At 57.8% G+C, this 21,577-nt stretch carries 21 protein-coding genes and 1 pseudogene; 12 read left to right on the top strand and 10 right to left on the bottom strand.

The window, feature by feature from the left end:
* Position 1: 1 nt before the first annotated feature.
* Positions 2–532, bottom strand: coding sequence for an RNA pyrophosphohydrolase (rppH, locus tag NKJ21_RS08890; RefSeq protein WP_004205443.1), 531 nt, complete (start codon positions 530–532; stop codon positions 2–4).
* Positions 533–985: 453 nt separating this feature from the next.
* Between rppH and NKJ21_RS27775 the strand changes: the two genes are divergently transcribed.
* The 5 genes from NKJ21_RS27775 (at position 986) to NKJ21_RS08870 (ending at position 4,290) form a co-directional block, all read left to right on the top strand.
* Positions 986–1,129, top strand: a complete 144-nt coding sequence (locus tag NKJ21_RS27775; protein WP_012540652.1) for a hypothetical protein — start codon at positions 986–988, stop codon at positions 1,127–1,129.
* 85 nt (positions 1,130–1,214) lie between these two features.
* Positions 1,215–1,910, top strand: coding sequence for a DNA mismatch repair endonuclease MutH (mutH, locus tag NKJ21_RS08885; RefSeq protein WP_008806331.1), 696 nt, complete (start codon positions 1,215–1,217; stop codon positions 1,908–1,910).
* A gap of 63 nt (positions 1,911–1,973) precedes the next feature.
* On the top strand, positions 1,974–2,687 hold the full coding sequence (locus NKJ21_RS08880; protein ID WP_004205441.1) for a TerC family protein: 714 nt from the start codon (positions 1,974–1,976) through the stop codon (positions 2,685–2,687).
* Between the two features lie 123 nt (positions 2,688–2,810).
* Positions 2,811–3,029 carry a YgdI/YgdR family lipoprotein gene (locus NKJ21_RS08875; protein WP_002915974.1) on the top strand — a complete coding sequence of 73 codons (219 nt, stop codon included), beginning with the start codon at positions 2,811–2,813 and terminating at the stop codon, positions 3,027–3,029.
* A gap of 220 nt (positions 3,030–3,249) precedes the next feature.
* A complete protein-coding gene (locus tag NKJ21_RS08870; RefSeq protein WP_002915975.1) occupies positions 3,250–4,290 on the top strand; it encodes an NADP(H)-dependent aldo-keto reductase in 1,041 nt (346 codons plus the stop codon).
* A gap of 103 nt (positions 4,291–4,393) precedes the next feature.
* Here NKJ21_RS08870 and lplT read toward each other — a convergent pair whose 3' ends face one another.
* From lplT to NKJ21_RS08855, 3 genes and pseudogenes are all read right to left on the bottom strand, one after another.
* Positions 4,394–5,587, bottom strand: coding sequence for a lysophospholipid transporter LplT (gene lplT, locus NKJ21_RS08865; protein WP_039102525.1), 1,194 nt, complete (start codon positions 5,585–5,587; stop codon positions 4,394–4,396).
* A complete protein-coding gene (gene aas / locus NKJ21_RS08860; RefSeq protein ID WP_063105718.1) occupies positions 5,580–7,739 on the bottom strand; it encodes a bifunctional acyl-ACP--phospholipid O-acyltransferase/long-chain-fatty-acid--ACP ligase in 2,160 nt (719 codons plus the stop codon). The genes lplT and aas overlap by 8 nt, the downstream gene beginning before the upstream one ends.
* Positions 7,740–8,001: 262 nt before the next feature.
* Positions 8,002–8,266, bottom strand: a pseudogene (locus tag NKJ21_RS08855) (hypothetical protein).
* A 93-nt stretch (positions 8,267–8,359) separates the two neighbouring features.
* Between NKJ21_RS08855 and galR the strand changes: the two are divergent.
* Complete coding sequence (galR, locus tag NKJ21_RS08850) at positions 8,360–9,376, top strand: HTH-type transcriptional regulator GalR (RefSeq protein WP_008806335.1); 1,017 nt, start codon at positions 8,360–8,362, stop codon at positions 9,374–9,376.
* Here galR and NKJ21_RS08845 read toward each other — a convergent pair.
* The 4 genes from NKJ21_RS08845 to NKJ21_RS08830 all read right to left on the bottom strand — a co-directional run bounded on the left by NKJ21_RS08845 (position 9,337) and on the right by NKJ21_RS08830 (position 13,426).
* Positions 9,337–9,816 (bottom strand): GNAT family N-acetyltransferase, encoded by a 480-nt coding sequence (locus NKJ21_RS08845; protein ID WP_012540650.1) that lies wholly within the window; start codon positions 9,814–9,816, stop codon positions 9,337–9,339. The two genes, galR and NKJ21_RS08845, sit on opposite strands and share 40 nt — an antisense overlap.
* Positions 9,813–10,586 (bottom strand): GntR family transcriptional regulator, encoded by a 774-nt coding sequence (locus NKJ21_RS08840; protein WP_063266656.1) that lies wholly within the window; start codon positions 10,584–10,586, stop codon positions 9,813–9,815. Before NKJ21_RS08840 ends, NKJ21_RS08845 begins: the two co-directional genes overlap by 4 nt.
* Before the next feature lie 67 nt (positions 10,587–10,653).
* The gene (locus NKJ21_RS08835; protein ID WP_254732850.1) at positions 10,654–12,081 is read right to left on the bottom strand and encodes a glycoside hydrolase family 1 protein; all 1,428 of its coding nucleotides are present in this window, start codon (positions 12,079–12,081) and stop codon (positions 10,654–10,656) included.
* Positions 12,082–12,088: 7 nt separating this feature from the next.
* A complete protein-coding gene (locus NKJ21_RS08830) occupies positions 12,089–13,426 on the bottom strand; it encodes a PTS sugar transporter subunit IIC (protein ID WP_094285025.1) in 1,338 nt (445 codons plus the stop codon).
* Positions 13,427–13,725: 299 nt separating this feature from the next.
* Between NKJ21_RS08830 and NKJ21_RS08825 the strand changes: the two genes are divergently transcribed.
* A complete protein-coding gene (locus tag NKJ21_RS08825) occupies positions 13,726–14,733 on the top strand; it encodes a LacI family DNA-binding transcriptional regulator (RefSeq protein ID WP_162708846.1) in 1,008 nt (335 codons plus the stop codon).
* Here NKJ21_RS08825 and lysA read toward each other — a convergent pair.
* Positions 14,719–15,981, bottom strand: a complete 1,263-nt coding sequence (lysA, locus tag NKJ21_RS08820; RefSeq protein ID WP_008806341.1) for a diaminopimelate decarboxylase — start codon at positions 15,979–15,981, stop codon at positions 14,719–14,721. The two genes, NKJ21_RS08825 and lysA, sit on opposite strands and share 15 nt — an antisense overlap.
* Before the next feature lie 137 nt (positions 15,982–16,118).
* Here lysA and NKJ21_RS08815 point away from each other — a divergent pair, with 137 nt between their 5' ends.
* Positions 16,119–17,045, top strand: coding sequence for a LysR family transcriptional regulator (locus NKJ21_RS08815; RefSeq protein ID WP_008806342.1), 927 nt, complete (start codon positions 16,119–16,121; stop codon positions 17,043–17,045).
* On the opposite strand, the gene NKJ21_RS08810 is transcribed toward NKJ21_RS08815, so the two are convergent.
* Positions 17,011–17,724 (bottom strand): aspartate/glutamate racemase, encoded by a 714-nt coding sequence (locus NKJ21_RS08810; RefSeq protein WP_008806343.1) that lies wholly within the window; start codon positions 17,722–17,724, stop codon positions 17,011–17,013. The two genes, NKJ21_RS08815 and NKJ21_RS08810, sit on opposite strands and share 35 nt — an antisense overlap.
* Positions 17,725–17,863: 139 nt before the next feature.
* Between NKJ21_RS08810 and NKJ21_RS08805 the strand changes: the two genes are divergently transcribed.
* From NKJ21_RS08805 to NKJ21_RS08790, 4 genes are all read left to right on the top strand, one after another.
* The gene (locus NKJ21_RS08805) at positions 17,864–18,190 is read left to right on the top strand and encodes a cupin domain-containing protein (RefSeq protein WP_012540645.1); all 327 of its coding nucleotides are present in this window, start codon (positions 17,864–17,866) and stop codon (positions 18,188–18,190) included.
* A gap of 453 nt (positions 18,191–18,643) precedes the next feature.
* Positions 18,644–19,534: a carbohydrate ABC transporter permease gene (locus NKJ21_RS08800; RefSeq protein ID WP_254732848.1), complete on the top strand. Its 891-nt coding sequence runs from the start codon at positions 18,644–18,646 to the stop codon at positions 19,532–19,534.
* Complete coding sequence (locus NKJ21_RS08795; protein WP_008806346.1) at positions 19,527–20,429, top strand: carbohydrate ABC transporter permease; 903 nt, start codon at positions 19,527–19,529, stop codon at positions 20,427–20,429. Before NKJ21_RS08800 ends, NKJ21_RS08795 begins: the two co-directional genes overlap by 8 nt.
* Before the next feature lie 12 nt (positions 20,430–20,441).
* Entirely contained in the window at positions 20,442–21,569 is a 1,128-nt protein-coding gene (locus NKJ21_RS08790; RefSeq protein ID WP_008806347.1) for an ABC transporter ATP-binding protein, read from the top strand.
* Positions 21,570–21,577 lie beyond the last annotated feature (8 nt).

The following is a 21,577-nucleotide window of genomic DNA, read 5'->3' as shown; positions in this document are numbered from 1 at the left end:
CTTAACCTCTTTTACGTCGATAAGCAGGCGCGCTTTGCGGCTTAGGTGCACTCTCCGCCAGCGACATGGTCACGCTGGCGAACTCTTTCATCACCCGGCGGTAGACGTCGCGCTTGAACGACACCACCTGGCGGACCGGGTACCAGTAACTCACCCAGCGCCAACCATCAAATTCTGGTGTACTGCTGGTTTGCATATTGATGTCCGCATCGTTGCCGATCAACTGCAAAAGAAACCACTTTTGTTTCTGGCCGATACAAACCGGCTTTGTGTCCCAACGCACCAAACGTTTAGGCAACTTGTAACGCAGCCAGTTACGGGTTGAGGCAAGGATCCGCACATCTTTACGGCTTAACCCGACCTCTTCAAACAATTCCCGATACATCGCCTGCTCTGCGGATTCTCCTGGATTTATGCCCCCTTGCGGGAACTGCCACGAGTGCTGACCATAGCGCCGGGCCCACATGACCTGGCCCTGACGATTACAGATTACAATACCGACATTTGGGCGGTAGCCATCGTCATCAATCACCGGACTACCTCAAGATAAGCTTCAATGTGAATGATTGTTTCACACTCGCCGGAAACGGTAAACCACTCTGTTCGCACACTGAGAACGGATAACATTTGAATAACTCACAGTAATGGCCAGAGTTATAAACAACGAATGCGGCTTAGGCCCTATTTTATTCACTTTTTCTGTGGATAGAGTTGTGAAGAAGTACGGAATTACCCCGGGAAAACCCGGAGTAATCTGAACATCGCACCGCTAACACCTTAAAATAATGATAGCATATTCATCAAGTTAGAATATATTCCTTTCATTTATTACAACGTAACGTGACGATCATCACATATGCGATCCGCTGACTGATGAAAGATCGAGCAATGTCGATTTTATCCACAGATTACGCGCAGACCGCGGGCAGGTTTTCTCTAAAATTTCGATTTTCGTCGCACGTCAAGGCTGTAAATCGAACCAGTAGTGAGGCTTTTCCCCAGTTATCCCAATTTTCTGTGGATAACATGGTGTAAGATCCTGTTTATTGTCAGTGACCAGTTCTGGAAAACCTGTTTTCACGGTTTTCACCCGCGGCGCAATAAGTTTAAAAACTCATATAAATCATGACATTGGTATAGTTACTCAGAAAACGGTAAACTCTATCCACAACGCGCAAAAATAGCGCTCATTTTTTAGCCAAAGGTAGCGCCCTATGCCCACTATCGCCCCTCTCTCCTCGCCGCCGCAAAGTCAGGAACAGTTGCTGGCCCAGGCCCGTCAGCTGGCTGGCTATTCGCTGGGCGAGCTGGCGGCGCTGGCCGGGATCCCCATTCCGCGCGATCTGAAACGCGATAAAGGCTGGACGGGCATTCTGCTGGAGCTGTGGCTGGGCGCCAGCGCAGGCAGTAAACCCGAGCAGGATTTCGCCGCGCTGGGGGTCGAGCTCAAAACGATCCCCATCGACAGCCGGGGGCGTCCGCTGGAGACCACCTTCGTCTGTGTCGCCCCGTTAACCGGCAATAGCGGCGTCACCTGGGAGAGCAGCCATGTGCGGCATAAGCTGCAGCGCGTCCTGTGGATCCCGGTGGAGGGTGAGCGCACCATTCCGCTGGCGGCGCGGCGCGTCGGCGCACCACTGCTCTGGAGTCCGGACGAAGACGAGGAGCGCCAGCTGCGCATGGACTGGGAGGAGCTGATGGATCTCATTGTTCTGGGCGAAGTTGAGCGCATTACCGCCCGCCACGGCGAGGTGCTGCAGTTAAGACCGAAAGCCGCCAACAGCAAGGCGCTGACCGAGGCCATCGGCGCGCACGGGGAGACGATCCTGACGCTGCCGCGCGGCTTTTACCTGAAAAAGAATTTTACCGCCGCCCTGCTCGCCCGCCATTTCTTGTTACAACACGATTAATTTTTTGTTCTGCGTTAGGGCTTGCATATAATTGCTGCTTTCTATTTTGCAGGACTTTGAACAATGTTATTTGCATGGATAACCGATCCTAACGCCTGGCTGGCGCTGGGCACGTTGACGCTGCTGGAGATCGTGCTCGGGATCGATAATATTATTTTTCTCTCTCTGGTCGTGGCCAAGCTCCCCACCGCCCAGCGCGCCCACGCGCGACGGATCGGTTTGATGGGCGCGATGGTCATGCGCCTGGCGCTGCTGGCCTCTATCGCCTGGGTAGTGAAACTGACCAACCCGCTCTTCACCGTCCTCGGTCAGGAGATTTCGTTTCGCGACCTGATCTTGCTGCTCGGTGGGCTATTCCTTATCTGGAAAGCCAGTAAAGAGATCCATGAATCTATCGAAGGTGAAGAAGAGGGGCTGAAGACCAACGTCCACTCCTTTCTCGGCGCTATCGTGCAGATCATGCTGCTGGATATCATCTTTAGCCTCGATTCAGTGATCACCGCCGTCGGCCTGTCGGATCATCTGTTCATCATGATGGCGGCGGTGGTGATTGCGGTGGGGGTGATGATGTTCGCCGCGCGACCTATCGGCGATTTTGTTGACCGCCATCCTTCGGTGAAAATGCTGGCGCTGTCGTTTCTGATCCTGGTCGGCTTTACCCTGATGCTGGAAAGTTTCGACGTTCATGTGCCGAAGGGATACATCTATTTCGCCATGTTCTTCTCTATTGCGGTGGAGAGCCTTAACCTGCTGCGTAATAAGAAAAACCCGCTGTAAACCACAAAATTGCAGCCTGGTCACAGGCTGCAACCCTTTTTCAGACTTTACTGCTTTTTATGTCTCACAAATCAGGCTATTAATAGACGGGTATGGGGTGCAGCTACTCAAGAGGTGATGACGATGAAAAAATGGGCAGTATTGATTTCCGCCGTAGGACTGGCGTTCTCGGTTTCCGGTTGCAGCAGCGATTACGTCATGGCGACCAAAGATGGGCGAATGATCCTGACCGACGGTAAACCTACCGTGGATGACGATACCGGTTTAATCAGTTACGAAGATCAGCAGGGTAATAAAATGCAGATCAATCGTGACGACGTTTCGCAAATCATTAAGCGTTAATCTTTCCCCGTCGGCCCCAGCCTCTGTTGACGCTGCGCTTACCGACAACCAGTCTTTTGAGAAGAGTCGGGACACACCAGGACGCCGCGGGTTCCACCCACCGCCTCTCCTCGTCACCCGGCTTTTTTGATTTTTTACTTCCTCTTTTTCTCACCCTCTGCCATGTTGATACTCCTTTGTCGGGGAATGCCTGACCTTATAAATAAAAAGGAAGCTGGCTATGCAGTATCACCGTATCCCACACAGTTCACTTGAAATCAGCACCCTCGGGCTGGGGACCATGACCTTTGGCGAGCAGAACAGCGAAGCTGATGCCCATCAGCAGCTCGATTACGCGGTCGCCAACGGCATCAATCTGATCGATGTCGCCGAAATGTACCCCGTCCCGCCGCGCCCGGAAACTCAGGGGCTGACTGAAACCTACGTCGGCAACTGGCTGGCGAAACGCGGCAATCGCGAAAAGCTGGTGCTGGCCTCCAAAGTTAGCGGGCCCGCGCGCAATAACGACAGCAGCATTCGGCCCAATCACGTCCTGGACCGCAAAAATATCCGCGAGGCGCTGCACGCCAGCCTGAAGCGGCTGCAGACCGATTACCTCGACCTGTACCAGGTACACTGGCCGCAGCGCCCAACAAACTGCTTTGGCAAGCTGGGCTATACCTGGGCTGATGCCGCGCCCGCCGTGACCCTGCTGGATACCCTCGAAGCGCTGACCGAGTTCCAGCGCGCCGGGAAGATCCGCTACATCGGCGTGTCGAACGAAACCGCCTTCGGCGTGATGCGTTATCTGCACCTGGCGGATAAGCACGACCTGCCGCGGATCGTGACCATTCAGAATCCTTACAGCCTGCTGAACCGCAGCTTTGAAGTCGGCCTCGCGGAAGTGAGTCAGTTCGAAGGCGTGGAGCTGCTGGCCTACTCCTGCCTGGCTTTCGGCACACTGACCGGGAAGTATCTCAACGGCGCGAAGCCGGCGGGGGCGCGCAATACGCTGTTCAGCCGCTTTACGCGCTACAGCAGCGAGCAGTCGCAGAAAGCGGTAGCGGCCTATGTGGATATCGCCAAACGCCACGGCCTCGATCCGGCGCAAATGGCGCTGGCCTTTGTGCGTCGGCAGCCGTTTGTCGCCAGCACCCTGCTGGGGGCGACGACCATGACGCAGCTGCAGGCCAACGTGGAAAGTTTGCAGCTTGAGCTGAGCGAAGAGGTATTAGCGGAGATTGAGGCGGTGCATCAGGTTTATACCTACCCGGCACCGTAAGAAAGCAAAGCCCCGGGTAGCGGCGTATACGCCTTACCCGGGCTACCGAAGAGCAGATATTGGTGAACCCGTCTCCCGGTTAAGCGCAGCGCAAGCCGGGAGGTTATTTACGCCGCCCCCAGACCCACAGCGCGGCAATGGCCACGGCGAATACCGCGCCAAAGCCTATCCCCACGGCGACCGCCGGAACGCCAACGCTCACCGCCAGGGAATAGAGCCCCAGCATCAGCAGCATCGCCACGTTCTCACCGAGGTTCTGTACCGCAATAGCGTTACCTGCCCCGACCGAATGTTTCCCACGCTCCTGCAGCAGCGCATTCAGCGGTACGATAAAGAACCCGCCGAACACCCCGAGCAGTAACAGCAGACCGAACGCCGGCAGCAGCGACTGCTGCACCGCAAAGGCTATCACCGCGATACCGATCAAAATCCCGGCCGGCATACAGCGCGACACCGTCTCCAGGGTCACCAGCTTCGCCGCCGCCCCGGCACCCAGCACAATCCCCACCGCCACCATCGCATTAAGATAGGTAGGCATGGCGTTGCTGGTAATGCCCAGCGCCACCGGCACCCAGATCACCAGCAGGAAGCGCAGGGTCACGCCAGCGCCCCAGAACAGGCTGGTCCCCATCAGCGAAAAGCGGGTTTCGCCGTTGCGCCACAGCGTGCAGCAGGCGCTGAAGAAGCTGTGCGTCATTGGCTTAAAACGCCACGACTGCCCCGGGCGCGCCGCCGGCAGCCTGGGTATCCACAGGTTAGCCACTACCGCCCCGCCGTAGACCAGCGCGCAGACGATCAGCGCCGCCAGCACGTGCCAGTCGGCGAGGATCCCGCCGGCCATGGAGCCCAGCAGGATCGCCGCGATGGTCGAGGACTCCATCAGTCCGTTAGCCTTCACCAACTTATCGCCGGTAGTCAGTTCACCGAGAATGCCGTACTTGGCCGGCGAATAGGCGGCGGCGCCAATCCCCACCAGCGTATAGCCGATAAACGGATTGACACCGAAGCAGATGCAGCCGGCGCCGAGCAGCTTCAGACCGTTAGCCACCATCATCACCCGGCCTTTGGCAAAGCTATCAGCAAACTGGCCGACAAAAGGAGCAAAAAGAATGTAAGCGCCCACAAACAACATCTGCAGGACCGGCTGGCTCCACTCCGGATAATAGAGCTGCTTCATCAGCGCCAGGGTGGCGAAGAGAAGCGCATTGTCGCCGAAGGCCGACAGGAACTGGGCGCAGATCACCGCCAGCATCCCTTTCGAGTACAGCGAAGGGTTAGTATGTACTGACTCACTCATGGGTTGTTTCCGCCTCGTCGACCATGTTTTTCAGGGTGACATAGTCTGGCTTGCCGCTGCCCAGCACCGGCAGTTGCTTCAGCCAGCGTATATCTCGCGGTACCGCCAGCTCCGGTACTCCGTGCTGGCGAGCGTAGCGCAGCAGGGCTTCGCGAGTCAGTTCATTATCGGTGGTAAACAGCACCAGCGCCTCACCTTTGCTGGCGTCCTGCTTAATCGCCGTGGCGTGCATTTTGTCCGGCGACGCGCCGAGGGCCACCTGCTCCACCATCTCGAGGGAGATCATCTCGCCGGCGATTTTGGCAAAGCGCTTAGCGCGTCCCTGGATGCGAACATAGCCCTGCTCGTCGAAGGTGACGATATCGCCGGTGTCATACCAGCCCGCTTCCTTCTCACCGTGCTGGTTTTCCGCCGCCGGCGTTTCCAGTACCCCGGGGTTTTCCACCCGCAGGTAGCCTTTCATGATGTTCGGCCCTTTTAGCTGCAGCCGCCCCCCTTGCTCAATGCCTGGCATCGCCAGCAGGCGGGCGTCCATCCCCGGCAGGATACGGCCCACGGTGCCGACCTTCGCCGCCATCGGTACGTTAATCGATACCACCGGCGCGCACTCGGTCACGCCATAGCCTTCGAGAATGCGCAGGCCGAATTTATCCTGCCACAGCTGTTTGGTGCTCTCCTGCAGCTTCTCCGCCCCGGCGACCACATAGCGCAGGCGGTAGAAATCATACGGATTAGCGAAGCGGGCATAGTTGGCGAGGAAGGTCGAGGTACCGAACAGCACCGTGCAGTTGCGATCGTAGACCAGCTCCGGCACCACACGATAGTGCAGCGGGCTGGGATAGAGAAACACTTCTGCCCCGGTAAACAGCGGCGTCAACAGGCCGACGGTGAGGCCAAAGGAGTGGAACAGCGGCAGCGCCGACATAAAGCGGTCGTTGGCGGTAAAGTCGGCGATAGTTTTGATCTGCTCAACGTTGGCCAGCAGGCTCTTATGGCTGTGCACCACCCCTTTCGGATTGCCCTCCGAGCCGGAGGTGAAGAGGATCATCGCCGCGTCTTCCGGCTGCTGTTTAACCTGCGCCAGACGCGGCGCCAGCAGATGTCCGAAAATCCATAGTTTGTCAGCGAGGGTGATATCACCTTTAAGATCTTCGAGGAATACCCAGCGCACCTGGGTCAGTTGCTCCGGCAGATGCCAGAGTTTGCCTTTATCGAGGAAGGTACGTGAGGTAAAAATAGTGTTGATTTCCGCGGCGGCTATCGCGCTGCTGAGCCCTTTCACCCCGGCGGTATAGTTCATCATCGCCGGAATACGCCCGCGGGCGATAGCGCCGAAAATCACCGCCGCGCTGATGCCGGCGTTAGGCAGCATCAGGCCAATCTTTTCGCCCCGCTGGCTGTATTTTTCCAGAATACGGGCGACAAACAGGGTTTTGGTCAGCAGCTTGCGATAGGTATCCGGCTGGAAGTTGATATCCTCCACGCAGGGTTTGCGCGCGCCGAAGCGGTCCTGCGCCGCCAGCAGCGACTCATACAGGGTTTCCCGCGGACGCACTGCCATCCGGGCTTCCATCATGATTTGATGCAGCATTTCCCCGGCGATTTTCCGCCGGTCGCGGGCGCGCGGCGCCTCGGGCATCGGCAGATGGGTGGGCGGCAGCAGATGCAGCTGAATACGCGGGAACAGGCGACGCTTCACCAGCCCCTTCAGCCGGCTGAAGGGCGTCAGTTCGGCGCCGTCAATGCGTAGCGGCACGATGGTCGCCTGCGATTTGGCGGCGACAAAGGCGGCGCCGTCATAAATTTTCATCAGCGAGCCGCTAACCGAAATTCGCCCTTCCGGGAAGATAACCACCGGTCGCCCCTGTTCAATCAGCCGCACCAGATGTTTGATCGACATCGGTTTAGTCGGGTCCAGCGGTACAAAATCGATAATCGGCGTCAGCGCGCGCATAAACCAGCGCTGGCTGATTGAGGTATAGACCGCAAAAACCGGTCGGACCGGCAAAAACAGCGCCAGCAGAATGCCGTCGAGGAAAGAGACGTGGTTCGGGGTAATTAAGACCTTTTGCTGGTATAAAGCCTGCGTGTCGCCGGTCAGTCTGACCCGGTATAACCCCTTGAACAGCAGTCTGAAAAATCCCAAAAGCATAACAACTCCATGTGACCGGTGATGAGTCAAAGCAGGTTACACGAGAAGGCATGGGAAAGCAGTGCAGCGGGGAGATTTTCGGAATAAAAAAAACCTGCGCATCCGCGCAGGTCGGTGTAAGACGTTCAGTACGAAGAGCGTACCTAAGAAACTCACCTATCAATACCTCTGGGATCTCGATTGTCGCGTTTTTCGACCGTAACGGGCCAGCGGGAAAACGCAAGGGAGTGAGCCTAAGTGCAACCAGGTATTACGATTTTCGCTATCTGTAACAACGCCGATGGCGGGCAAAAAAAAACCTGCGCATCTGCGCAGGCTGGTGTAAGTAAAGTGGTCAACGTGACGTTGACTCCACCTATCAATACCTCTGGGATAGCCAGAATATCAACCGGATCCGCGAACAAACCAGCGAACATTCGCAACAGCGCATCGCAAAGTGTAAGCAAAGGTTTGTATTTCCCTGCGTCGGTTTCAATTAGCGATGACGTCAATGTAAACAGGTTACCCATAAGCCCGGTCTGAATCACATTTGCGCCATTCCTTCGCCGCCGCGCCTTGAATCTGCCGCTCTTTCCCGTAACATAGCAGTATGTAAACGCTTACCCTATAAAAGGCATGGTATGGCGACAATTAAGGATGTAGCCCGACTCGCAGGAGTCTCCGTCGCTACCGTCTCCCGCGTCATCAATAACTCTCCCAAAGCCAGCGAAGCCTCGCGTCAGTCCGTGGGCGCGGCGATGGAAACCCTGAACTATCATCCCAACGCGAACGCCCGGGCGCTAGCCCAGCAGTCAACGGAAACCGTCGGCCTGGTGGTGGGTGATGTCTCCGACCCCTTCTTCGGCGCGATGGTCAAAGCCGTCGAACAGGTGGCTTACCGCACCGGCAACTTTTTGCTGATTGGCAATGGCTACCACAACGTGCAGAAGGAACGCCAGGCGATAGAGCAGTTGATCCGCCACCGCTGCGCGGCGCTGGTGGTGCACGCCAAAATGATCCCCGATGAGGAACTGGCGGGGTTAATGAAGCAGATCCCCGGCATGGTGCTGATCAACCGCATCCTGCCCGGGTATGAAACCCGCTGCGTGGCGCTGGACGACCGCTATGGCGCCTGGCTGGCGACCCGCCATTTGATCCAGCAGGGGCACACGCGTATCGGCTATCTGTGCTCAAACCACCATATCTCCGATGCGGAAGATCGACTGCAGGGGTACTACGCGGCGCTGGAAGAGAGCGGCCTGCCGTGCAATGACCGGCTGGTCGCCTTTGCTGAACCGGATGAAAGCGGCGGCGAACTGGCAATGACCGAACTGCTTGGCCGCGGCCGCCACTTTAGCGCCGTCGCCTGCTATAACGACTCGATGGCCGCCGGCGCGATGGGCGTACTCAACGACAACGGCATCGACGTCCCGCGGGAAATTTCGCTGATTGGTTTCGACGATGTCCTGATTTCGCGCTATGTCCGTCCGCGGCTGACCACTGTCCGCTACCCGATCGTCACCATGGCGACCCAGGCGGCCGAGCTGGCCTTAGCCCTGGCGGAGTACCGCCCGGCCCCGGAGATCACCCACCTGTTCAGCCCGACGCTGGTGCGCCGTCACTCGGTGGTCGCCCCGCTGGAAGGCGATAAATCGTAGCGATAGAGATGCACGGCGGTGGCCGGGTAATCCAGCCCCTCGCCGATGTAGCGCCAGCCGAAGCGTTCATAGAAATCCCGGCAGGCGGAGTAGAGATAGAGCTCCCGAAAGCCCGCGCGGCGGGCATAATCGATCACATGCCGCTGCAGTTTTCCGGCCAGCCCCTGACCGCGGGCGGCGGGCGCGACGTACAGCGCCGCCAGCCAGGGAAACAGATCCTGGCGGCTGATCAAGTCGCAGCGCCAGAGGCCAATCGTGCCGAGCAACTGCTCGCCTTCCACGGCAATAAAGGTCAATGGCAGCGCCTCCGCCGTCTGGCTATGCTGCACAATGCTGGCGAAAAACTCCCGCGGCAGCGTCTCGCCGCCAAAGGCGTGCCACAGCCAGTCGGTTACCTGCGGGGCGTACTGCGGCGCAGCGTACAGCGGCAGGATCGTCATACCAGCTTCCCCTGAAAAATCGGCACCGAGTCGAACAGATAGCCGTCAAAGTCGGGGGCGTCTTCATCGGACAGCTCCAGCAGACTGTTTTTGACGTTTTCCAGATGCTGCCACATCGCCTGCCAGGCGCCCATCACATCGCGACGCCGCAGCGCGGCGAGCAGCGTCTGTCGGTCACCGAGCCACTTCAGCCGCCAGGCGCGGCTGGCAATATGCACATTGAACTGCTGCCACAGCGGGCTGCTGTCCATCTGCAGCCAGATCCGCTCTACCGTCGCCAGCAGCATCTGGTTCTGCGTCGCCCCGGCCAGCACCAGATGGAACAGACGAGCGTTATCCTGCGCGGTGTCGTTGAGGGCGATAGCCCGCTGCTCCTGCTCGATAATCCGCTTCAGATTGTCGATATCGGCGCGGGTGGCCATTTTCGCGGCAAAGGCGGCGATATTGCTCTCCAGCAGCTGGCGCGCCTGCAGAATTTCAAACGGACCGACGTCGCTGCTGAGCAGTTGCTCCTCTTCGCTGTCGTTCTCGTGGGGAATACGCATGACGTACACCCCGGATCCCTGACGAATATCCACCGTCCCCTGCAGCTCCAGCATCAGCAGCGCTTCGCGCACGATGGTCCGGCTGACGCCGTAGGTTTCGGCAATATGGCGTTCCGGCGGCAAACGCGACCCGACCGGGTAGCGCCCATGCGCGATCTGGGCGCGTAAGTCATCACCAATCTCCTGATAGGGCTTCTTTTCCGGCGGAATTATCGCTTTTTCCACAAAATCACCTGTGCGTTACATGCCTGCGAGTCAAATACGCCGCTATCTTAGCAAATATTGCCCCCGGCTAGCGGTATTCATCATCGATATCCAGCACCAGTTCACGCCGTTCGCCCAGCTGACGAAACCAGTGCGCCGAGGCTTTGGGTCGCCGGGCGCGATGGTTTTGCAGGTCGATTTCGATAAGCCCGTAGCGGTTTTTAAAAGCATTCATCGGCGATACGTTGTCGGTAAACGCCCACAGCATATAGCCCTGGCAGTTGGCCCCTGCCTCGCGGGCGCGCAGGGTGTGCCACAGATGTTCGCTGATAAAACGGATGCGGTAACTGTCATCGATGGTGCCTTCGCGGTTACGGAACTGGTCTTCGTTTTCCACCCCCATCCCGCTCTCCGCCACGAACCAGGGGATGTTGCGATAGTCATTTTTTATCCGCATCGCCATATCAAAGATGATTTGCGGGTAGATTTCCCAGCCGCGGGAGGCGTTCATTCGCCGGCCGGGCAGCTCAAACGGCTCATAATACCAGGCCGGATGAAACGGGGTATGCGGATGCCAGGCCCGCGACGGGGCTTTGACCCGGTGCGGGTAGTAAAGATTAATCCCCAGCTCATCGACGGTGTGCTCGCGAATAATCGCCAGATCCTCCTCGCTGGCGTCCCACGTCACCTGATGCCGTTCGAGCAGTGCAAGAAGCTCCGGCGGCCAGACCCCGTGCACCAGCGGGTCGAGGAACATGCGGTTGTAGAACAGATCGTAGATCTCCGCCGCGCGCAGGTCATGGGGGGCGCGTGAGCGTGGGTAGGTCACCTCCGGATTGAGGATGCAGCCGACGGTCCCGGGATAGCCGAGCTCGCGAAACCGCTTCACGACGCTGGCGGTCGCCAGCACCTTATGATAGTTCCACTGCATCCAGGTGCTGGTGTTCTGCTCATAGGGCCAGCGCAGGGCATCCAGATAGACCCGGGTCTGTACCACAATTGGCTCATTAAAGGTAAACCAGCGGGTCACCTTCGGGTGGTAGCGGGCAAAGACCTGCTCCGCGTAGCGCACAAACAGCTCGACCACCGTTTTCGCCCCCCAGCCGCCATACTTTTCCAGCAGATAGCCGGGCAATTCATAATGCTCAAGGCAGATCATCGGCGTGATGCCGTTGGCCAGCAGCGCATCGAACAGCTGGTCGTAATAGGCCGCATACTCCTCATCCACCGTGACGTTTTCATAGTCGGTCAGAAAGCGCGACCAGTTGATTGAGGTGCGGTAGTGGGTCAGCCCGGCCAGCTTCATCAACTGCACATCTTCCTGAAAGCGGTTGATAAAATCGGTGGCCACCGCCGGGCCATAGCCGTTATGCCAGACGTAACGGTCGTTTTTGTACCAGAGATCGGGCCAGGAGTCCTGCCCCGGTTTTTTCCCGCTCCAGCCCTCGGTCTGCCAGGCGGAAGCCGCCGCGCCAAGGATAAAATCATCGGGAATGGTCATCCGTACGGTAGTCATAGGCTCCTCAGACAGGGTTGGCGGTCTGTTGATTGTCGGCCTGACGCTGTACGGCATCGGCACGGCGGGAGGCGATTTTGACGAAAGGCAGATAGATAAGCACCGCGGTCACGATGCAGATAAGCTGGGTCACCACCGCCCCCATCGAGCCGGCGGTGGAGAGCCAGGCGTTGATCAGCGGCGGCGTGGTCCAGGGCACCATCACCACCGCCTTGCCGGCGAAGCCAGTCAGGGTGGCGAAATAGCCGATGCTGCCGGTCACCAGCGGGGTGATGATAAACGGGATAGCGAGGATCGGGTTGAGCATGATCGGCATCCCGAAGATCACCGGCTCGTTAATATTGAACAGCCCCGGGCCTATCGACAGCTTGGCGATCTCTTTCATCTCTTTACGCTTCGTGGCGATCATCACCGCAATCAGCAGGCCGATGGTCAGCCCGGAGCCGCCGATGCTCATGTAGACGTCCCAGAAGGGCATCGTGATAATGTTCGGTACCTCTTTTCCCTGCTCAAAAGCGCTCATATTGACGGTGATCGCCCCCAGAAGCAGCGGCTCGCGGATCGGCTTGATCATCTGGTTGCCGTGAATGCCGATCACCCAGAACAGCTGGGCGACGAACATCAGCAGCAGGATCCCCGGCAGGCTCTGCACCACCCGCTCCAGCGGCTGCTGCACCACCTGGTAGACCGCATCGTACAGATACATTCCCGTCAGTTGGTGAAAGAGAAAACCCAGGGTGGCGATCGCGGTGGTGGTGATGATCGCCGGGATCAGCGCCGAAAAAGAGGCGGAAACGTTCGGCGGCACGGTATCCGGCATTTTAATTTTCAGTCCCTTGCGCCCCTCCAGCCAGCAGTAAATCTCCACTGACAGAATGGCGATGAACATCCCGAGGAACAGGCTGCGGGTATCGGAGAACTGGCGCAGCAGGACATCTTTCACCACGTGCATCTGGCCATCGACCATCATCTCCACCGTCGTCGGCGTGACGCAGATAAAGCAGATCACCGCCAGCAGGCCGGGAAACAGGCTTTTGATGCCGTTGATCCGCCCCAGCTCAATACCGATCAGAAACACGGCGCCGATATTGAGGAAGTTGAGCGTGGCGTAGTTAAGCGCGCTGGTGATCGGCTTCAGCGCCGCAAGAAAGGAGAGCGAGGAAAAGCTGGCGAGCCCATTCTTCGGATCCAGCACCATATTGGAGATCAGTACCGAAAAGGCCCCGACGATGATCACCGGCATCAGAGTAATAAACGCCGATTTGATCGCCATAATGTAGCGATAGCTGTTGAATGTCGTCGCGAAACGCCCCAGCGCGTCGATCAGTTTGTCCTGTAATGCCATAAAAGAGTACCTCAGAGTAAAGGGCTTATTGCGGCCAGGTGAACAGCCAGAGACTTTTGGCATACCAAAACATAGTCTCCAGGCAAAAATAGTTCTGTGACAGCGCTCGCAACGCGCACTGTGGTATCCCAAATATCCGATAGAATCGACATTGGCATACCAGACTATGCCGGCTCGTCAGTTCCTGCCAAAAGCGTGATCGCGATGGTTTTTCCGCCCCGCCCCGTCGATATGTCCCTTTTCGGTCTGTGATAAACTGCGCTTTACCACGTGAAATCAGGAATCGATGAATGGCTACAATGCTGGATGTCTCAATTCGCGCAGGCGTCTCGAAAGCGACGGTTTCCCGCGTGTTGAACGGCACAGGTCAGGTGAAAGAGAGCACCCGCCAACAGGTCTTTAAAGCGATGGAAGAGCTGGGCTACCGGCCGAATTTTCTCGCACGCTCGCTGGCCAATCAGACCAGCAATAGTATCGGGCTGGTCGTCTCCACCTTCGACGGCTTCTACTTTGGCCGTCTGCTGCAGCAGGCTTCACGCCAGACGGAAGCCTGGGGAAAGCAGCTTATCGTCACCGACGGCCATGATACGCCGGAGCGCGAAGAGGAAGCGGTGCAGATGCTCGCCGACCGGCAGTGCGATGCGATCATCCTCTATACCCGGCACATGAGCGAAAAGGCGATCATGTCGCTGATTAACTCGATCGCCATGCCGCTGGTGGTGATTAACCGCGATGTGGCGCAGGCCCGCGAACGCTGCGTGTTCTTCGAGCAGCAGGAAGCCGCCTTTCAGGCCGTGGAGTATCTGATTACCCAGGGCCACCGCGATATCGCCTGCATGACCGTCCCGATGCACACCCCTACCGGCCAGGCTCGCCTGCAGGGCTACCGCAACGCGCTGATAAAACATGGTATTGAGTGGGATCCGAGCCGGGTGAAGTACGGGGACTCGACGATGACCCGCGGCTACGAACTGTGCCGGGAACTGCTGGACGAGAAAGCCCGCTTCAGCGCGCTGTTTTCCTGTAACGATGATATGGCGCTGGGGGCGTCAAAGGCGCTGCATCAGGCGGGGCTGCGTATTCCGCAGGATGTGTCGCTGTTTGGCTTCGACGATGCGCCAAGCGCGAAATGGCTGGAGCCGGGGCTGTCGACGGTCTATCTGCCGATCGACAACATGATCACCACGGCTATCGATCAGGCGATCAAGCTTGCTAACCAGCAGCCGATAGAAACGATCCCGCCGTTTACCGGCACGCTGGTGTTGCGCGAGTCGGTAACGACGGGACCTTTTTTAAATAAGCTCTAAGGCCAGCAGCTCCTGAATGGTCTGGCGACGGCGGATCAGCCGTGCCTTGCCGCCATCAAACAGCACCTCCGGCAGCAGCGGACGGCTGTTATAGTTGGATGACATCGAAGCCCCGTAGGCGCCGGTGTCATGGAGCACCAGATAGTCCCCAGGCACCACCGCCGGCAGCAGGCGGGTCTCGACTTTGCCCCCTTCCTGCTGGGTAAAGACGTCCCCGGATTCGCACAGCGGCCCGGCCACCACGGTTTCCACCTGCGGCGCGGCGCTGAGATCGCGACCATCCGCCGCCAGAGCGGTGATATGGTGATAGCTACCGTACATTGCCGGGCGCATCAGGTCGTTAAAGCCGGCGTCAATCAGCACAAAGTGACGGCTGCCCATCTCTTTCACGCTGCGCACCTGCGACACCAGCACGCCGGACTCGGCCACCAGGAAGCGTCCGGGTTCAATCTCCAGTTTCACCGGGTGCCCCAGATGGGCCGCGATCTGCTCCCTGGCGCGGTTCCACAGGCCATAATAGTGGGCGGTGTCGATGGCCTCTTCGCCTTCGCGGTAAGGAATCGACAGACCGCCGCCGGCGGAGATGGCCTGCAGATCCTGGCCAAAGTCGACGACCTGACGCACCATCGCGCCGCACACCTGCTCCAGATGACCGTAGTCAACGCCAGAGCCAATATGCATATGGATCCCGACCAGCTGCAGCTGATAGCGACGCATCACTTCCAGCGCCGCCGGCAGGTGGCTGTACCAGATACCATGCTTGCTGTTCTCCCCGCCGGTATTGGTTTTCTGGCTGTGGCCGTGACCAAAGCCCGGGTTGACGCGCAGCCAGACGCGATGGCCCGGCGACACCTCGCCCAGCTGGCTCAGCATGTCGATCGAGCCGGCGTTCACCGGGATCTGTAACGCTTTCACCCGATCGAGGGTGGCGTCGTCGATCAGATCGGCGGTAAAGACGATATCCTCTGGATTCTGCTGCGGATCGTAGCCCGCCGCCAGCGCCCGCTCGATCTCCCCCAGCGACACCGAGTCCACCTTCACCCCCTGCTCACGCATCAGACGCAGAATATGAATGTTAGAGCAGGCTTTTTGCGCAAAACGTACCACGTCAAACTGGCTGAGCTGGGCAATCTGGCGGCGAATAATCTGCGCATCATAGACCCAGACTGGACAGCCAAATTCCGCGGGCAGGCGCAGCAGGTTATCCGCGGTCAGGTCAGTATCGGTGGCGTAAAGCGAGTGTGGCATAAGAACTCCGGTGCAGTGCGTGTGTTGGTCGCTGTTTTTTTTCGATTACGCCACAGTGGCGGACGAATAAAAAATATCGTTTTATCGCGACTCTATGCAAAAATGATATGGTTACAGCCGAGCCTCATGGAGACCGCATGCCAGCCGTTAATTTGCGTCATATCGAAATCTTTCACGCGGTGATGACCACCGGCAATCTGACCGAAGCGGCGCGGATGCTGCACACCTCGCAACCCACGGTCAGCCGCGAGCTGGCGCGCTTTGAGAAAGTGCTCGGCCTGAAGCTGTTTGAACGGACCCGCGGTCGCCTGCAGCCGACGGTGCAGGGCCTGCGTTTGTTTGAGGAGGTTCAGCGTTCCTGGTACGGCCTGGACCGCATCGTCAGCGCCGCCGAGAGCCTGCGCGAGTTCCGCCAGGGCGAGCTGTCGATCGCCTGCCTGCCGGTCTTTTCCCAGTCCTTTCTGCCGCTGCTGTTGCCGCCGTTTCTCGCTCGCTACCCGGAGGTCAGCCTGCAGATCGTCCCCCAGGAGTCGCCGCTGCTGGAGGAGTGGCTCTCCGCCCAGCGCCATGACCTCGGCCTGACGGAGACCCTGCATACCCCGGCGGGCACCGAACGCACCCCACTGCTGACGCTGAATGAAGTCTGCGTGCTGCCTGCCGGCCATCCGCTGGCGGTGCAGACGACGCTGACCCCCGCCGATTTTCAGGGCGAAAACTACATCAGCCTGTCGCGCACCGACAGCTATCGCCAGCTGCTTGACGCCCTGTTCCTTGAGCATCAGGTTAAACGGCGGATGGTGGTCGAAACCCACAGCGCGGCCTCGATCTGCGCCATGGTGCGCGCCGGCGCCGGGATCTCGGTGGTGAATCCCTTGACCGCTCTGGACTATGCCGATAGCGGCGTGGTGGTGCGCCGCTTTAGCGTCGAGGTGCCGTTTACCGTCAGCCTGATCCGCCCCCTCCACCGCCCGCGATCGGCGCTGGTCGACGCCTTTGTTGCACACCTGCAGGAGAGTCTGCCGCAGATCCTCACGCCGCTGGCGTCGGTCCTGCAGAGAGCATAAAGTTGACCGCGTCTTCTGCGTGGATCGCCGCAGTGTCAAAGACCGGCAGCGGGCTGAGCTCGGCAGGCACCAGCAGGCCAATTTCCGTACAGCCGAAAATAACCCCTTCCGCCCCCTGCTCCGCCAGGGCGGCGATCACCTGCAGATAATAATCCCGCGACGCCTCGCTGAAAGTGCCGAGACAGAGTTCGTCGAAGATGATCTGATTGATCCGCGCCCGATCGTCAGCCTCGGGGATCAACGTCTCGATGGCAAACTGCTCCAGCAGACGACCGCGGTAAAAGGTCTGCTCCATGGTATAGCGGGTGCCCAGCAGCGCGACCCGGCGCTGGCCTTTGGCGGCAATCGCCCGCCCGGTGGCATCGGCAATATGCAGGAAGGGAACCTGGCAGCGGGCGGCGATGGCATCCGCGACTTTATGCATAGTGTTGGTGCACAGGACAATGCCTTCGGCCCCCGCCTGCTGCAGCCCAACCGCGGCTTCAGCAAGGATCTCCCCGGCGCGATCCCAGTCGCCGGCGGACTGGCAGGCTTCGATGTCGTGAAAATCGACGCTGTGCAGCACCAGGCTGGCAGAGTGCAGGCCGCCCAGTCGCGCCTTAACGCCCTCATTGATCAACCGATAATAGGGGATCGTGGACTCCCAGCTCATGCCGCCTAACAGGCCAATGGTTTTCATCTTCTGCTCCTTATGTCGTTTCTGCCAGTGAAGCAAACTTGTGATCAACTTTCCACTTCTCTGGCCGCGTATTTCTTTTTCATGAAGAGTGGGATAAGTTAAATGAAACAATGTTTCACTTTAACAACAGGACCGCCCGATGTTTATTTTCCATAAAGACACCACCCTTGAAGACCTCGGCAATGGCGTAACCCGCCGCATTCTGGCCCACGACGGAAAAATGATGGCCGTGGAGGTGAATTTTGCCGCCGGCGCCGTCGGCCCGATGCATAACCATCCCCACGAACAGCTCACCTATGTGCTCTCCGGTGAGTTTGAATTCACCATCGGCGAGGAGACGCGCGTCGTCAGTGCCGGCGATACGTTGTATAAGCAGCCAGGGATCATGCACGGCTGCGTCTGCCTGCAGCCCGGCACGCTGCTCGATACCTTCACGCCGGTCCGCGAAGATTTTCTCTCACGCTGATCCATGATGGGGGCGTTTACCGCCCCCGGTTTACGTGTTACTGCAGGCATTAAAAAAGATGCCGTCACAATCATTATCCTGGTAATAATATTTTTCACTCAGTTAACGCTGAACCTTCATTCTTTTCAGGCTCCCGCAGCCCCCTAAAATGCTTACCACCTCACCTTTTTGAAACATCGTTTCGACTTTGATCACATTTCCATCCTGATCTGCATGACGCAGAAATAAATCGCAATAAAATGAAATTAAAACGGTGTTTTATAAAAAATAGAGCAGCATAAAAGCGAGCCTGACAGCACGCCACTTGCTGGCTCACTTAATTACTAACCCATTCATTAACAAGGACATGTTAATCAGAGGAAGCGTTCAGACATTTTTGCGTTGTCAGGCGAAAAGGCCGACAGCGCCGCGTCACCGAATCCGTATTACAACTCGTAAGCCAGGTAGGTATGTATGAATGAAAACAAGCTGCTGGGATTGGCATGGATATCACCCTATATCATCGGGCTGATCGTCTTTACCGCTTTTCCCTTTGTTTCATCTTTCTTTCTCAGTTTTACTGAGTACGACTTGATGAGCCCGCCGGTATTTAACGGCATCGAAAACTATCGCTATATGTTGACCGAGGACAGCCTGTTCTGGAAATCGATGGGCGTGACCTTTGCCTACGTTTTTTTAACTATTCCCTTAAAACTGGCTTTCGCCCTCGGCATTGCTTTTGTGCTCAATTTCAAACTGCGCGGCATCGGCTTTTTCCGTACCGCCTACTACATTCCGTCGATTCTCGGCAGCTCGGTGGCTATTGCGGTACTGTGGCGCGCCCTGTTCGCCATTGACGGCCTGCTGAATAGCCTCCTCGCCGTCTTTGGCATCGATGCCGTCAACTGGCTGGGGGAGCCTTCGCTGGCGCTGATGTCGGTCACCCTGCTGCGCGTCTGGCAGTTTGGCTCCGCGATGGTCATCTTCCTCGCCGCGCTGCAGAACGTTCCGCAGTCGCAGTATGAGGCGGCGATGATCGACGGCGCCTCAAAGTGGCAGATGTTCATGAAGGTCACCGTGCCGCTGATCACTCCGGTCATTTTCTTCAACTTTATTATGCAGACCACCCAGGCGTTCCAGGAGTTTACCGGCCCGTACGTGATAACCGGCGGCGGCCCGACCTATTACACCTACCTGTTCTCACTCTATATCTACGATACCGCCTTTAAGTACTTCGACATGGGCTATGGCGCCGCGCTGGCATGGGTGTTGTTCCTCGTCGTCTCGGTCTTTGCATCGATAGCCTTTAAGTCATCGAAATACTGGGTCTTCTACTCCGCCGATAAGGGAGGCAAAAATGGCTGATATTCAACAGATGGCGCCGGTAATGAGCAACGCCGATCGTGAGGTCGCTCGTACGCTGCGTCGGGAAAAGGTGAGTCGGGTGGTACGCTACGTCGTGTTGATATTCGTCGGCCTGCTGATGCTCTACCCGCTGGCGTGGATGTTCTCCGCCTCGTTCAAGCCGAACCATGAGATCTTCACCACCCTCGGACTGTGGCCTGCCCACGCGACCTGGGACGGGTTTATCAATGGCTGGAAGACCGGCACCGAATACCATTTCGGCCACTATATGCTTAACACCTTTAAATATGTGATCCCGAAGGTGGTGTTAACGATCATCTCCTCCACCATCGTGGCGTACGGCTTTGCACGCTTTGAGATCCCGTGGAAGAAGTTCTGGTTCGCAACGCTCATCACCACCATGCTGCTGCCGAGCACCGTCCTGCTGATCCCGCAGTACCTGATGTTCCGTGAAATGGGGATGCTGAACAGCTATCTGCCGCTGTACCTGCCGCTGGCCTTCGCCACCCAGGGATTCTTTGTCTTCATGCTGATCCAGTTTCTGCGCGGCGTCCCACGCGATATGGAAGAGGCGGCGCAGATCGACGGCTGCAACTCCATCCAGGTGCTGTGGTACGTGGTCGTGCCGATCCTCAAGCCGGCCATTATCTCGGTGGCGCTGTTCCAGTTCATGTGGTCGATGAACGACTTTATCGGCCCGCTGATCTACGTCTACAGCGTCGATAAGTATCCCATCGCGCTGGCGCTAAAAATGTCCATCGACGTCACGGAAGGCGCGCCGTGGAACGAAATTCTGGCAATGGCGAGTATCTCCATTCTGCCGTCCATCATTGTCTTCTTCCTGGCTCAACGCTACTTCGTGCAGGGCGTGACCAGCAGCGGAATCAAAGGTTAAGAGGGAAATATCATGGCTGAAGTCATTTTCAACAAACTGGAAAAAGTTTACTCCAACGGGTTTAAAGCGGTGCATGGTATCGACCTGAAGATTGCCGATGGCGAATTTATGGTGATCGTCGGCCCCTCCGGCTGCGCCAAATCGACCACCCTGCGCATGCTGGCGGGTCTGGAAACCATCAGCGGCGGCGAGGTGCGGATTGGGGACAAAATCGTCAACAACCTGGCGCCAAAATCACGTGGCATCGCGATGGTGTTCCAGAACTACGCCCTCTATCCGCATATGACGGTGCGCGAAAACCTCGCCTTCGGCCTGAAGCTGAGCAAGCTGCCGAAGGCGCAAATCGACAGACAGGTGGAAGAAGCGGCGAAAATTCTCGAACTGGAAGAACTGCTCGATCGCCTGCCGCGCCAGCTCTCCGGCGGCCAGGCGCAGCGCGTGGCGGTGGGTCGGGCGATCGTCAAAAAACCGGACGTTTTCCTGTTCGACGAACCGCTCTCCAACCTTGACGCCAAACTGCGCGCCTCGATGCGGATCCGCATTTCCGATCTGCATAAGCAGTTGAAAAAATCCGGCAAACCGGCGACCACCGTCTACGTCACCCACGATCAGACGGAAGCGATGACCATGGGCGACCGCATCTGCGTGATGAAGCTCGGCCACATTATGCAGGTTGATACGCCAGACAATCTCTACCACCAGCCGAAAAATATGTTTGTCGCCGGGTTCATCGGCGCGCCGGAGATGAATATTCGCCCCAGCCAGCTGGTTGAGCACGACGGTCGCCTGCATCTGACGCTGGGCGATCAGCGACTGCCGCTCAACGACCTGCTGCAAAGCAAAGTTGAGACCCATAAGAATCAGCAGGTTTTCTTTGGCGTGCGCCCGGAGTTTGTCTCTCTCTCCGATGAACCCTTTGCCGAGGGTTCCTGCACGGGTGAAATGGTACGTGTGGAAAACATGGGACATGAATTCTTTGTTTATCTGAAGGTTGCTGATTATGAGCTGACCGCCCGCGTGCCGTCCGATGAAGCGAAACCCATGCTCGAGAAGGGCCTTCATCGCAAGGTGTATTTCAAATTTGATCTCAATAAGTGTCACATCTTTGACGCGAAAACCGAACAGAACCTCTCTCTGTGAACACTGGA

The sequence above is a fragment of the Klebsiella sp. SWET4 genome (assembly GCF_024296565.1).
Lineage (GTDB): Bacteria > Pseudomonadota > Gammaproteobacteria > Enterobacterales > Enterobacteriaceae > Klebsiella > Klebsiella variicola.
The sequence above is the reverse complement of the archived record's forward strand: the minus strand, read 5'-3'. Positions and strand labels throughout refer to the sequence as shown.